Annotated in this window: 8 protein-coding genes; 4 read left to right on the forward strand and 4 right to left on the reverse strand. The window is 66.5% G+C overall.

The features are described 5' to 3' along the window. Window positions 1-359 precede the first annotated feature (359 nt). A complete protein-coding gene (locus QQL87_RS19080; protein WP_284418860.1) occupies window positions 360-1,979 on the reverse strand; it encodes a GMC family oxidoreductase in 1,620 nt (539 codons plus the stop codon). Between the two features lie 186 nt (window positions 1,980-2,165). On the opposite strand from QQL87_RS19080, the gene QQL87_RS19085 reads away from it, so the two are divergent. After that, a complete protein-coding gene (locus tag QQL87_RS19085; RefSeq protein ID WP_284418861.1) occupies window positions 2,166-3,335 on the forward strand; it encodes a M20 aminoacylase family protein in 1,170 nt (389 codons plus the stop codon). A 7-nt stretch (window positions 3,336-3,342) separates the two neighbouring features. Here the strand turns inward: QQL87_RS19085 and QQL87_RS19090 are convergent, their stop codons facing one another. The 3 genes from QQL87_RS19090 to QQL87_RS19100 all read right to left on the reverse strand — a co-directional run bounded on the left by QQL87_RS19090 (window position 3,343) and on the right by QQL87_RS19100 (window position 7,649). Beyond that, on the reverse strand, window positions 3,343-4,608 hold the full coding sequence (locus QQL87_RS19090) for a TIGR02281 family clan AA aspartic protease (RefSeq protein ID WP_284418862.1): 1,266 nt from the start codon (window positions 4,606-4,608) through the stop codon (window positions 3,343-3,345). Window positions 4,609-4,818: 210 nt separating this feature from the next. Beyond that, window positions 4,819-6,303 (reverse strand): UdgX family uracil-DNA binding protein, encoded by a 1,485-nt coding sequence (locus QQL87_RS19095; protein WP_284418863.1) that lies wholly within the window; start codon window positions 6,301-6,303, stop codon window positions 4,819-4,821. Between the two features lie 107 nt (window positions 6,304-6,410). Next, window positions 6,411-7,649 (reverse strand): putative DNA modification/repair radical SAM protein, encoded by a 1,239-nt coding sequence (locus QQL87_RS19100; RefSeq protein ID WP_284418864.1) that lies wholly within the window; start codon window positions 7,647-7,649, stop codon window positions 6,411-6,413. Between the two features lie 182 nt (window positions 7,650-7,831). On the opposite strand from QQL87_RS19100, the gene QQL87_RS19105 reads away from it, so the two are divergent. The 3 genes from QQL87_RS19105 (at window position 7,832) to QQL87_RS19115 (ending at window position 14,133) form a co-directional block, all read left to right on the forward strand. Continuing rightward, on the forward strand, window positions 7,832-8,626 hold the full coding sequence (locus QQL87_RS19105; protein ID WP_284418865.1) for an ImuA family protein: 795 nt from the start codon (window positions 7,832-7,834) through the stop codon (window positions 8,624-8,626). Then, window positions 8,520-10,109: a Y-family DNA polymerase gene (locus tag QQL87_RS19110; protein ID WP_284418866.1), complete on the forward strand. Its 1,590-nt coding sequence runs from the start codon at window positions 8,520-8,522 to the stop codon at window positions 10,107-10,109. Before QQL87_RS19105 ends, QQL87_RS19110 begins: the two co-directional genes overlap by 107 nt. A gap of 379 nt (window positions 10,110-10,488) precedes the next feature. Beyond that, window positions 10,489-14,133, forward strand: coding sequence for an error-prone DNA polymerase (locus QQL87_RS19115; protein ID WP_284418867.1), 3,645 nt, complete (start codon window positions 10,489-10,491; stop codon window positions 14,131-14,133). Window positions 14,134-14,244 lie beyond the last annotated feature (111 nt).

Below are 14,244 nucleotides of genomic sequence, written 5' to 3' on the forward strand. Positions count from 1 at the left end.
TCTTCCCGTATTCAATATCGATGTGTGAATACGGTAGCCCGCAAGGGGAGAGGGCTCTGTATCGCTCAGTCCGTAGGGTGGGCAAAGGCGCGCCCATGACGTCGGCCGCTTCACTGGAACTCGCGCGCGCCGTGCCCACCATGGGCTTGCGAGAACGCCGAGAGACGGTGGGCACGCGCCGCCCGCGGCGGCGCTTTGCCCACCCTACGATCCTGTCAATTAGCAACGCGTCGCTCACCAACTGGCGTCATTGCGAGGAGCCAAAGGCGACGAAGCAATCCAGAGTCGGGACGGGACTCTGGATTGCTTCGCTTCGCTCGCAATGACGGCAGAGCTGGGTGTTTGACGTGAGCGCCTGGCTAACGCCCATCCTCCAGGATCATCACCGCCGCCTTCTCGGCAATCATCGCCGTCGGCGTGTTGGTGTTGCCCGAGGTGATCGTCGGCATGATCGAGGCGTCGGCGATGCGCAGGCGGTCGAGGCCGCGGAAGCGGAGGCGCTCGTCGACGACGGCCATCGGATCGTCTGATGTGCCCATCTTCGCCGTGCCGACGGGATGGAAGATCGTGGTGCCGATATCGCCGGCCGCCTTGGCGAGCGCCGCATCGTCGTCGCCGACGGACGGGCCGGGGAGATATTCCTCCGGTCGATACGCTGCCAGCGCGCTCTGCTTCATCAGCCGGCGCGTCACCCGGATCGCGTCGGCCGCGACTTGGCGGTCATCAGTGGTGGCGAGATAGTTCGGTCCGATCGACGGCGCTTCATCGATCTTCGGCGAGCGGATGCGCACGGTGCCGCGCGAGGTCGGGCGCAGGTTGCAGGCGCTGACGGTGATCGCCGGGAAACGATGCAAGGGATCGCCGAACTTGTCGAGCGACAGCGGCTGCACGTGGAACTGGATGTTGGCGCGGTCGCGCGTCGCATCCGAGCGGGTGAAGATGCCGAGTTGCGACGGCGCCATGGTCAGTGGTCCCCTGCGGCGGAAGGCGTAGTCCAAGCCCATCAGGCCACGGCGCACCAGCGAGTAGTAGGTCTCGTTGAGCGTCTTCACGCCCGTGACCTTGTAGATCGCGCGCTGCTGCAGATGGTCCTGCAGGTTGCGTCCCACGCCCGGCCTGTCGATGACAACGTCAATGCCGAGCTCGCTGAGCCAGTCCGAAGGGCCGATGCCGGAGCGCTGCAGCACCTGCACCGAGCCGATCGAGCCGGCGCTCAGGATCACCTCGCCCTTGGTGCGGGCCTCGATGGTCTCGCCATTCTGCTGAAAGCGCACGCCAATGGCGCGGCCGTTCTCGACGATCAGGCGATCGACCAGGACGTTGGTTTCGAGCCGCAGGTTCGGCCGGTTCAGGGCCGGCTTGAGGAAGCCCCGCGCGGAGGACCAGCGCCGGCCGCGCTTCTGGTTGACGTGGAAATAGCTGATGCCTTCATTGTCGCCGGTATTGAAATCCGGGATGCGGCGGATGCCCATCTGCTCCGCGGCGTCGCCGACCGCATCCAGCACCGCCCAGGACAGCCGGGGTGCCTCGATCCGCCAGCCGCCACCGACGCCATGATGCTCGCTCTCGCCGAGGAAGTGGTCCTCCAGCTTCCGGAACACCGGCAGCACGTCGGAATAGGACCAGCCGGAGAGACCCAGTTGCCGCCAATGGTCATAATCCGCGGCCTGGCCGCGCATCGAGATCATGGCGTTGATCGCCGAGCTGCCGCCGATCACCTTGCCGCGGGGGTAGGCCAGCGAGCGGCCGTTGAGGCCGGGCTCGGCCTCGGTGCGAAACATCCAGTCGGAGCGCGGATTGCCGATCGCGAAGAGGTAGCCGACCGGAATATGGAACCAGATCCAATTGTCGTTGCCGCCGGCCTCCAGGATCAGGACGCGGCTCTTCGGATCGGCCGACAGGCGGTTGGCGAGGATGCAGCCGGCGGTGCCGGCGCCCACCACGATATAGTCGTAATCGCCCTCGAGCTGTCGCGCCATCGGCATTCCCTTCCCGTCGTTGGGAGGCTTTTAGTCAGCCGGGCGCACCACGGACAAGCGCCACGTTCATGGCTGCTTGACCGAGCCATGAGACAGGCGCAGCCCAGATCCTGCCGATAACTTGGGCGGTGCGACTTTTGCATGCTAAAACGGCTCAAATTTCCTTCTGGAGCTCCGAGAGTCCCCATGCCCATCGTCAACCGCGTCGCCGATCTGCAGCCCGATATCCAGGCCTGGCGGCGGGATATCCATTCGCATCCCGAGCTGCTCTACGACGTGCACCGGACCGCGGCGTTCGTCGCCGATCGGCTGCGCGAGTTCGGCTGTGACGAAGTTGCGACGGGTCTCGGCAAGACCGGCGTGGTCGGCGTCATCAAGGGCCGCAAGCCCGGCCATGGCGAGGTCAAGGTGCTCGGGCTGCGCGCCGACATGGATGCGCTGCCGATCGAGGAGGCGACCGGGCTGCCCTATGCTTCGAAGACCCCGGGCCTGATGCATGCCTGCGGCCATGACGGCCACACGGCGATGCTGCTGGGCGCCGCGCGCTATCTCGCCGAGACCCGCAACTTCGCCGGCGAGGTCGCCGTGATCTTCCAGCCGGCCGAGGAGGGCGGCGGCGGTGCGGACGCGATGATCAAGGACGGCCTGATCGACCGCTTCAAGATCGACCAGGTCTACGGCATGCACAACGGCCCGGGCCTCCCGGTCGGCGCGTTCGCGATCCGCCAGGGGCCGCTGATGGCCTCGACGGACTCGGTCGACATCACGATCGAGGGCCATGGTGGCCACGCCGCCAAGCCGCACAATTGCATCGACTCCCTCATGGTCGGCGCCCAGCTCGTAACGGCGCTGCAGCAGATCGTCGCGCGCAACGTCGATCCGCTGGAGGCCGCGGTGCTCTCGATCTGCGAATTCCACGCCGGCAATGCCCGCAACGTGATCCCGCAGAGCGCGGTGCTGCGCGGCACGGTGCGCACGCTGACTCCCAAGGTGCGCGAGCTGATGGAGAAGCGCGTCCGCGAGGTCGTGACCGGCGTCGCGCAGATGACCGGGGCCAAGATCGATCTGAGCTACACCCGCGGCTATCCCGTGGTGGTCAACCACGCCGAGCAGACCGAGATTGCCATCCGCGCCGCCAAGGAGGTCGCGGGCGATGCCAACGTCCACGAGATGCCGCCGATGATGGGCGGCGAGGATTTCGCCTACATGCTCGAAGCCCGCCCCGGCGCCTTCATTTTCGTCGGCAATGGCGACTCGGCGGGCCTGCATCACCCCGCCTATAATTTCAACGACGAGGCGATCGTCTACGGCACCTCGTTCTTCATCAAGGTGGTGGAGAACACGCTGGCGGCCTGAGCCGCCGCTACTCGTTCAGCGTCTTCGCCTTGAGCTGGATCTCGCGGTCCGAGATCACGACCGTGAACCGGCTCAGGAACGACATGCCGAGCAGGCCGTCGACGCCATCGCCGATGCTCTTGCTGGCGATGATCGTGGGGACGCTGGACGCCGAGACGCCGGCCAGCTTGACGCTGTCCACGGTCGCCAGATTGGCTGAGGTGGTGCCGTTGGCGGTCTGCATTTCGACCGGCTCGGTCCTGAACATCTGCGGCTTCGCCCTGTCGGCGAAGCTGCGGGTGAGGGTGACGAAGCTCGCGCCGGTGTCGACGATGAAGGTGCCGGTGATGCCGTTGATCTGCACCTTGGCGGTGGAGACGCCGTTGGAGCGGCGCGGGATCCGCGCCGTTCCGGTGGCATAGGCCTGGGTGCAGTTGCCCTTGGCAGCCAGCGCGGCGATGCGGCGCAGCAGCGGCTGGGTCGACCGTTTCTCGCTGTCCAGGGCGATATAGGTCTGGATCGGGCCGATCGCCTCGCAGGGGCGGTCGAGCTTCTCGTAGCTGTCCGACATCCGCGTGAACACCTCGGAGACTACGGATTTGGTATCAGGCAGCAGGCGGATCAGCGTCGTGTAGTCGTCGATTGCCGCAGCGTAGCGCTTCAACGCCTGCTCGGAGCGGGCGCGGACGAAATAGGGACGCTGCGCATCCGGCTGATGATCGATTAGGTCGGTGCTCAGCTTGATCGCCTTGTCGTAGTCGCCGAGCAGATAATACAGCTCGCTGGCGCGATAACGCTCGCCACTGCTTTCCGGGCAGTTGTCGGCAAAGCCGCTCAGCAGGTCGGCCGCCCCGCGCATCTCATGGCGCTCCTCGAGCGCGAGAGAGGCCTGGAAGGCAGCGCGGGAGTCGCACGGCTCCTTCTGCAGCGTGGCCAGCAGCGCGCTGAGCTTGGCGCCGTTTTCGATGTCCGACGCCAGCGGGCTGATCCGGTAGCGCTGATAGAGGCCGACGAACCGGCTTTCCGTCCTTGCGGCGTCGGCCGGAGCGGGCCTGCCGAGGTCGGCGGTGACAGGCGTTCGAAACGTCTGGAGGATCTGGTCGACGGGGGCCGCCCAGTCGGGCCTCAGCCAATAGATGCTGCCGCCGGCGATAGCGGCCGCCACGATCAGGCCGAGAAAGATCCGCGGCAGGACGCTGCGCCGTTCGAGGAATTCGGTGGTGCGATGATCGCCCGGCTTGAAATCGTGCGAGGGAGTGGTTGTCTGGCTTGCCGCCGGTTGATCGTCCGTCATCGCCCCCAAGGCCTTCGGCCTCCACCTCGCACGCGGCCACGGCCCGCGCGTTCCCCATCAGCATCCTGAATGCCGAACGCGGTTGCCAAGATCAAGCATCACCAGACCTCGCCGCGTGCGGACGATCTCGATCAGCTCATGGTTGCATTGTCGGGGCGAGAGGATGGACGAAATTGGACCGTGCCGCGGCGTTTGCGGAGCAGCGCGATCTCACGCCGCCTGCGCGCGCTTGAGCGCGGCGGCGGCGATCTTCAGGTCCTCCACGAACAGCTGATACTCCCGCGCCTTGGCCTCGGCGTCGGGCAGCCGCAGCAGATAGGACGGGTGCACCGTGATCATCGCCTTGGGCCCGTCGGGCAGGTCGACGATGTGGCCGCGGTTCTTGGTGACCTGCGTGATCCTGCCGAACACTGCCTGCGCCGCGGTGGCGCCCATCGCCACGACCAGAGCGGGCCTGATAGCGGCGAGCTCGCGCTCGTACCAGGGGCGGCAGGCCTTGATCTCCGGCGTGCCCGGCTTCTGGTGCAGCCGGATCTTGCCGCGGGGAACGAACTTGAAATGCTTCACCGCATTGGTGACGTAGACCTTGGACCGGTCGATGCCGGCCTCGGCAAGCGCGCGGTCGAGCATCTGGCCGGCCGGGCCGACGAAGGGATGGCCGGCGAGATCCTCCTTGTCGCCGGGCTGCTCGCCGACGAGCATCAGCGGCGCATGGTCAGGGCCTTCGCCGAACACGGTCTGCGTGGCATCCTTCCACAGCGGGCAGGCGCGACAGCCGGCGGCTTCTTCACGCAAGGTCTCAAGATCGCTCGCGGCGACGTCACGTGAGGTCTCAGCAGCGGCGGGCGCGTCGTCCCTCGGCTTGCGCGTCATCACGGTCTCCTCGATCCGTTTCTGCGGCTTGTGCGGCTCGGTGCCGGGCTCGGCGATCATCTCGGTGGTGCGCCGGCTGGCGGCCGCGATCAGCGGCTGGATCAGCTTCGCCTCGGGCAGGTTCTGCCAATATTTCTTCGGCATCTCCTTTTCCATCGCCTTCACTTTCAGCCGCGCTGGATTGAAAATGCTGGCGTAATAGCGCAGCCACACCTCTTCGAGCCGGTCTTCAGTTGGCGCTTCAGCCTTGCTCACACCCGGCGTGAACGAGACGTGGCTGCCGTCCCAATGCGCTGATAGCTCCGGCGTCAGGATCGACCAGGGCATGTCGGCGAAGCGGCGGGCGAAGAACGGCGCGGCGCGTGCGACGATGTGATGCTCCGGCTCGAACCAGGCGACATAGCGCGCCTCGCGCTCGCGGCCGACCTCGCGGAAGCGGACGAAGGCGTGCATCTTGTGGACGTCGCGGCGCACGGCGCGGGCGAGCGCGTTGGCCTGGGCGACATCGGGATCGGTCGCGATGTCCATGAGGTCGTGGTTGGTGCGGAGACGCCACAGCAGCCGATAGAGCAGCGCGAAGCGGTTGGGATCATTGTGCAGGATCGCGCTCTCGGCGAGCTCCATGAAGCTCGCCGGCACGGAGAACGCGCCTTTCGGCACCTCGGGCGGCCGTGTCTCTGACTGTTCGTCGAACAGATCAGCCGCCGCCCCCTTCACCCGCCATGACACATCGGCGGGCTTGACGTCGTTCATCGCCAGCGCCCGCGCCGCCTTGCGCCAGCCATCGAAATCAGTGTCGCTGTCGAGGGTTACGACGTGCATTTCACCTCTCTCGTCATTGCGAGGAGCGAAGCGACGAAGCAATCCAGAGTCATCGCGTCGCCCCTGGATTGCTTCGTCGCCTTCGGCTCCTCGCAATGACGACCTTGTTAGAATCCAAATCCCAGCTGCTGCGGTTTCGGCTGCAGCCGGGCTCTGAGGCTGGCGCCGTCGAGCAGGGACGGTGACGGCCGGTGGTCGGAGAGAACGATGAACGGCAGCGCCTTGTTCCTGATGACGTTCAGCTGGGCGAGGTCCGCAAAGCGGATCGTGGCGGTGCGGCGGGTCGAGAGGATGCGCTGCACCGTGCGGGTGCCGAAGCCGGGCACGCGCAACAGCTCCTCGCGGCTCGCTTTGTTGATGTCGAGCGGGAAGCGGTCGCGGTGGCGCAGCGCCCAGGCGAGCTTCGGGTCGATGTCGAGCGGCAGCATGCCCTCGCTCTCCTCGACGATCTCGTCGGCGTCAAAGCCGTAGAACCGCATCAGCCAGTCGGCCTGGTACAGCCGGTGCTCGCGCACCAAAGGCGGCGCCTGCAGCGGCAGCGCGCGGCTGGCGTCGGGGATCGGGCTGAAGGCCGAGTAATACACCCGCTTGAGCTTGTAGGCGCCGTAGAGATTGGCCGAGGTCGACAGGATGACACGGTCGTTGGCTTCGTCGGCGCCGACGATCATCTGCGTGCTCTGGCCTGCGGGGGCGAAGCGCGGCGGCTTGGCCCGGCGCATCGTCTTCTTCGCCTCCGCGGTCTCGTCGAGCTTGAGCCGGAGCCGGCCCATGGTGCGGCGGATCGCGCGCTGGTCCTTCTCCGGCGCGAGCTTGGTCAGGCTCGCCTCCAGCGGCGTCTCGATGTTGATGCTGAGCCGGTCGGCATATTTGCCGGCCTCCGCGATCAGCGCCTCGTCGGCTTCGGGAATCGTCTTGAGATGAATGTAGCCGCGGAAACGATGCTCCTCGCGCAATTTGCGCGCGACGCTGACGACCTGCTCCATGGTGTAATCGGGGCTGCGGATGATGCCCGACGACAGGAACAGGCCCTCGATGTAGTTGCGGCGATAGAAGTCGATGGTCAGCTTGACCACCTCGTCGACCGTGAAGCGCGCGCGGGCCACGTTGGAGGAGGCGCGGTTGACGCAATACAGGCAGTCGAAATTGCAGGCGTTGGTCAGCAGAATTTTCAGCAGCGAGATGCAGCGGCCGTCCGGCGCATAGGAATGACAGATGCCCATGCCGGGCGCGGTCGAGCCGAGTCCCTTGCCGTCGCGGGAATCCCGCATCTCGGTACCGCTGGAGGCGCAGGACGCGTCATACTTGGCGGCATCGGCCAGGATCTCCAGTTTGCGCAACAGCTCCATGCGTTTGAATCCCTTTGATTCCATTGCCTGAATCACACCCGGGGCAATCCCGATTGACTCATCGTCCGGCGTTAGCTTTATATTAGAACGTATCATGAACAAAGAAGGTCGTCGCCGGTTCACTGCCTGATCACTGAAAGAACGGCAGAGCCGGCACGATGGATTGAAAGGAGCGGCGACGGATGACCGGCGCACGCATGGAGACGCTCGCGCAATTGCGCGGACGCATCGCCCGTCTCGAAGTAGCCGATGGCGCACATGATCTGCGCCGGGTCGCGCTGGGCCATGACGAGGCGGATGCAACGCTGCAGGGCGGGCTCGCCACTGGCGCGCTGCACGAGGTGTTCGCCGAGACCGGCCGCCAGGCGGCGGCCGCGACCGGCTTCCTGTGCGGGCTGGCTGCGCGTGTCGCGGCGCGCCGTCCCCTGATCTGGATCCGGCAGGATTTCGCCGAGCGCGAAATGGGCGCGCTGTCGATGAGCGGGCTCGCCGAACTCGGGCTCGACCCGCGCCGGATGGTGATCGTGCGCGCGCCCGACCTCGATCATGCCCTGCGCACCGCCGCCGACGCGCTCGCCTGCGATGCGCTGGGCAGCGTGATGCTGGAGGTCTGGGGCGAGACGCAAAAGCTCGATCTCGTCGCCAGCCGCAAATTGACTCTGGCGGCGCAGGAGTCCGGCGTGACAGCGCTGCTGCTGCGCATCGCCGCTGACCCTGAGCCGTCGACCGCTGAGACGCGCTGGGTGGTGCGCGCCGCGCCGTCGCTGCCCGGGCCGGCCTGGATGGCGTGGGGCGCGCCGCGCCTCGATGCCGCGCTCATTCGCAACCGTCACGGCCAGACCGGACGATGGATCATGGAGTGGACATCAGATGCGTGCCGTTTCAGCGAACCGGCGGCGGATCCTCAGCCTCTGGCTGCCGCGCCTGCCCATCGAGCGCATCAAAAGGCAGCAGGCGTTCACAGGCGCTCCGCCTGAGAGCAAGCCGCAGGTCGTCGTCATCAAGGACGCCAATGCGCTGCTGATCCATGCGCTCGACGAGGCCGCGGCGCGTCACGGCGTGTCGCTCGGCCAGCCCCTGGCGAACGCCCGCGCCGTCTGTCCCGACCTCGTCGTGCACGAGGCCGATCTCGCAGCGGACGCTCAGATGCTGGAGGGCATCGCCGACTGGTGCGACCGCTTCACGCCGCTGGTGGCGCTCGACCCGCCGCATGGCCTGGCGCTCGACATCACCGGGTGCGTGCATCTGTTCGGCGGCGAAACAAAACTGATGCGGTCGGTCTGCGACGCGCTGACCGTACATGGCCTCACGGTGTCGGCGGCGATCGCCGCCAACGCCGTCTGCGCGCGCACCTTGAACCGGCAGGTGCATGGTCGCATCGTGCCTGACGGCGAGGAGGCGGCCGCGGTGGCGCCGCTGCCGGTAGCTGCCCTCGGCGGCAGCGAGGCTGTGACCCTCGGCCTGCGCCGCGCCGGCCTCAAGACCATCGGCGACGTCGCCGCGCGCGGCCGCAACGAGATCACGGCGCGCTTCGGCGCCGCCTTCACCCGCGTGCTGGCGCAGGCGCTGGGCGAGGCCGATGCGCCGATCAGCCCGCGCAAGGTCCCGCCGGACTACATCGTCGAGAAGCGCTTCGCCGAACCGGTCGCGACCGACACGGTGATCGCGGCGAGCCTCTCCAGCCTCGCCGCGATGCTGGTGGCGGCGATGGCGCAGCAGGGCAAGGGCGCGCGGCGGCTGGAGGCCTGCTTCTTCCGCACCGACGGCCTGGTGCGCGTGATCGCCGTCGACACCGGCCAGCCGGTGACCGAGGCAGGGGTCATCGACCGCCTGTTCCGCGAGCGCCTGGATGCCTTGAACGATCCGCTCGATCCCGGCTTCGGCTTCGACATGATCCGGCTGTCGGCGAGCCGTAGCGAGATCGTGGTGCAGCAGCAGCGCGATCTCGATGCCCATGTCCATGACAATGACGAGCTCGCCGCCTTGATCGACCGCATCGCCGCGCGCATCGGCGGCAAGCGCGTCATCGTGCATCTGCCTATTGACACCCACATCCCGGAGCGGGCTGCGCTGCCGCTGCCGGCGCAGCAAAATCTGGCGGCCACCAGCACGGCCGCCTGGCCCGAGCGCGCCGAGGGCGAGCCGCCGCTGCGTCCCCTGCGGCTGTTCGCGCGCCCCGAGGCCATTCAAGTGATCGCCGGCGTGCCGGACGGCCCGCCCGCACGCTTCGTCTGGCGCCGCGCCGCGCATGCGGTCGTGCGCGCCGAGGGCCCGGAGCGCGTCGCCATGGAATGGTGGCGGCCGGACGGGCAGGGCCTGACCCGCGACTATTTCCGCGTCGAGGACGAGCACGGCCTGCGCTTCTGGCTCTACCGCGACGGGCTCTACGACCGCGAGCTTGAGCAGCCCGAAGGCCTGCCCGTGCAGCCCGCCTGGTACATGCACGGCCTGTTCGCATGAAAGGCAAGGCAATCTCAGCGAGCGATCGCAGAGGGGCGATGCTTCCAGATGCGCGCCACGAACTCGGTGTCAATGACTCCGTCATTCCGGGGCATTCGCGCGCAAAATGGCGAAGCCATTTTGAAGCAGCGCGAATGAGCCCGGAATCCATAACCACAGGCCGATGTCGTGAGGCGAGATGCCCACCACCAGCGTGCCTCAAACGGCACCCTGTGGGTATGGGTTCCGGGCTCGCGCTCCGACTTGAGGCCGACATGCGTCGGCCTCAAGCTCCGCGCGCCCCGGAACGACGGCACCTGTGCAAGCCGCTGCGGCAGAACAAATCATCTGTATGGATGGATCGCATCGTCGCCGACCCAGCATTTGCGGCGGCCTCGTCATGACCTCCGTCCGCTATGCCGAGGTCGGCGTCACCACCAATTTCTCGTTCCTGCAGGGCGGCTCGCATCCGCAGGACTATGTGCACCAGGCCGCCGAATACGGCCTGGAGGCCATCGGCATCGCCGATCACAACACGCTGGCCGGCATCGTGCGCGCCTATAGCGAGCTCGGCAATGATCGGCTGAGTTACAAGCCAAAGCTGCTGTACGGCGCGCGGCTGGTCTTCACCTGCGGCACGCCGGATATCCTGGTCTATCCGCGCGACCGCGCCGCCTACGGCCGGCTGTGCCAGCTGCTCACCCGCGGCAAGCGCGGCAGTGATGCCGACAAGGTCGCGAAGGGCGACTGCCGTCTGAGCTTCGATGATTTGTTCGACTGCATCGAGGGCCAGCTCCTGGTGCTGATGCCGCCGCATCGCTTCGACGAGGCCGTCCTCACCCCAATCCTGGCGCGTCTGAAAGCCAGCCCCGCCGAAGGCGTGTGGCTCGCCGCGAGCCTGCTGTATCGCGGCGACGACCGGCGCCGGCTGGCGCGGCTGGCGCGCCTCGCTGCTTCAGCCAAGGTGCCGCTGATCGCCACCAACGACGTGCTCTATCATCATCCGCAGCAGCGGATGCTGCAGGACGTGCTGACCTGCATCCGCGAGAAGGCCTCGATCGAGAGCATTGGCCGAAGGCTGCAGGCCAATGCCGAGCGACACCTCAAGCCCGGACATGAGATGGCGCGGCTGTTCCGCGATCACCCGGACGCCATCACTGAGACCATCCGCTTCACTGACCGCATCATCTTCTCGCTCGACCAGCTCAAATACCAATATCCCGACGAGCCGGTGCCGCCCGGCAAGACCGCGCAGGGCCATCTGGAGGACCTGACCTGGGCCGGCGCGAAGGCCTGTTTCGGCGATGACCTCGACGACAAGCTCCGGGCCGTGCTGAACAAGGAGCTGGCGCTGATCGCCGAGCTCAACTACGCGCATTATTTCCTCACCGTCCACGACATCGTGCGCTATGCGCGCAGCCAGGGCATCCTGTGCCAGGGCCGCGGCTCGGCGGCGAATTCGGCCGTCTGCTATTTGCTCGGCATCACCTCGGTCGATCCGACCAAGATCGATCTCCTGTTCGAGCGCTTCATCTCCAAGGAGCGGCTGGAGCCGCCGGACATCGACGTCGATTTCGAGCATTCGCGGCGCGAGGAGGTGATGCAATATGTCTACCGCCGCTACGGCCGCCACCGCGCCGCGATCATCGCCACCGTCATCCATTATCGTCCGCGTAGCGCCATCCGCGACGTCGGCAAGGCGCTGGGGCTGACCGAGGACGTCACGTCCGTGCTCGCCGACACCGTGTGGGGCAGCTGGGGCGACGGCCTGTCCGACATGCAGGTGCGCCAGGCCGGGCTCGATCCCCATAATCCGATGATCCGCCGCGCGGTGGAGCTCGCCTCCGAGTTGATCAATTTTCCGCGCCATCTGTCGCAGCATGTCGGCGGCTACGTGCTGACCCAGGACCGGCTCGACAGCTACGTGCCGATCGGCAACGCCGCGATGGACGACCGCACCTTCATCGAATGGGACAAGGACGACGTCGATGCGTTGTCGATGATGAAGGTCGACGTGCTGGCGCTGGGCATGCTGACCTGCATCCGCAAATGTTTCGACCTGATCGCCGACCACAAGGGCAAACACTACGTGCTCTCGGACATCAGATCGAAGGACGATGACGAGGTCTACCAGATGCTGCAGCGAGGCGAGTCGCTCGGCGTATTCCAGGTCGAGAGCCGCGCGCAGATGAACATGCTGCCGCGGCTCAAGCCGCGCACGTTTTATGATCTCGTCATCGAGGTTGCCATCGTCCGGCCCGGGCCGATCCAGGGCGACATGGTGCATCCTTATCTTCGTCGTCGGAACGGCCTAGAGAAGGTCAGCTATCCGGCGCCGGCGAATGGCCCAGCCGACGAACTGTACAAGGTGCTGCACAAGACGCTCGGTGTGCCCTTGTTCCAGGAGCAGGCGATGCGGATCGCGATCGAGGCCGCGAAGTTTTCGCCCGAGGAGGCCAACGGCCTGCGCCGCGCAATGGCGACGTTCCGCAACGTCGGCACCATCGGCTCCTACGAGGAGAAGATGGTCGGCAACATGATCGCGCGCGGCTACGATCCTGCTTTCGCCAAGAGCTGCTTCGACCAGATCAAGGGTTTTGGCTCCTACGGCTTCCCGGAAAGCCATGCCGCGAGCTTCGCCCAGCTCGTCTACGTCTCGTCCTGGCTGAAATGCTTCCACCCCGACGCCTTCTGCTGCGCGCTGCTGAACTCGCAGCCGATGGGCTTCTACGCACCGGCGCAGATCGTCGGCGACGCCCACAAGAACGGCGTCGAGATCCGCAACATCGACGTGTCCCACAGCTTTGCCGACAATACGCTGGAGGAGACGGCTGGGAAGTATTGTGCCGTCCGCCTCGGCTTCCGCCAGATCGACGGCTTCCGCTGGATCGACCGCGACGAGGAGCGGATCAGGAAATTGTCGGAGAAGTTGCGAAGAGAGGCGTTGGCGGCTTCAACAACATCACTCTTAGAAGTGCAAACTCTCTCCCCACCGTCATTCCGGGGCGCGCGCAGCGCGAGCCCGGAATCCATAACCACGATCGGGAGTATGGATTCTCCGATGCGCAATTGCGCATCGCAGCTCGCCCTCCGGGCGCCCCGGAATGACGACGGGGAGAGAATAGTTTCTGACTCGCAAGATATTGATACATTGCGAGCGCACGATGCTGTCGCATCGTCCTGGAATGACCACGAGAAACACACTCACAACTCACTCCAGAACGACGTCCCCGACGATGACTGGGCCGACCGCATCATCAAGGCCCGCGCGCGCGGTCCCTTCACCTCGCTCGAAGACTTCGCCCGCGACACCGCGCTGCCCAAGCGCGCGCTGCTGCTGCTGGCCGATGCCGATGCGTTTCGCTCGCTCGGGCTCGACCGCCGCGCAGCCCTCTGGGCCGTGCGCCGGTTGCCCGACGACGTGCCGCTGCCGCTGTTCGAGGCGGCCACCGCGCGCGAGCAGCCGGACGAGGGTGCCAGGCCCCTGCCGGAGATGCCGCTGCCCGAGCAGGTGGTCGCGGACTATCAGACCATCCGCCTGTCCCTGAAGGGCCACCCGATGGAGTTCCTGCGCCGGCGCTTCACCGCCGAGCGCGTGCTGGCCTGCCGCGACGTCAACCATGCCAACGACCGCCGCCGTATCCGTTGCGCCGGCGTGGTGCTGGTGCGGCAGCGGCCGGGCAGCGCCAAGGGCGTGGTGTTCATGACGCTGGAGGACGAGACCGGGATCGCCAACATCGTGGTATGGCCGAAGGTGATGGAGACCTTCCGCAAGGAGGTGATGGGCGCGCGCCTCGTGCTGGTCGAAGGCCGCATCCAGAGCAGCCCCGAGAAGGTGGTGCATCTCGTCGCCGAGCGCCTGATCGATCGCAGCGCCGATCTGGCGCTGCTCTCCGACGATCGCCTCGGCGCAGCCGTGCCCCACGGCCCGATGCCCGCCGAGCCGCTCAACGACGACCGCCGCGACCACCCAGAAAATCCCTCCCAGCGCGTCAGCCACCCCCGCAACGTCCGCATCCTGCCGCGGTCGAGGGATTTTCATTGAGGGGAATGGTGGTGACGCGGTGGGCACGACACTTTGGACGATGCTGCGCATCATCCAAAGTGCCTTTGCCCACCCTACGATTCTTTGTTAGTTGAGAGACTGGTGCCACGA

The organism is Bradyrhizobium sp. SSBR45G, assembly GCF_030159255.1.
GTDB lineage: Bacteria > Pseudomonadota > Alphaproteobacteria > Rhizobiales > Xanthobacteraceae > Bradyrhizobium.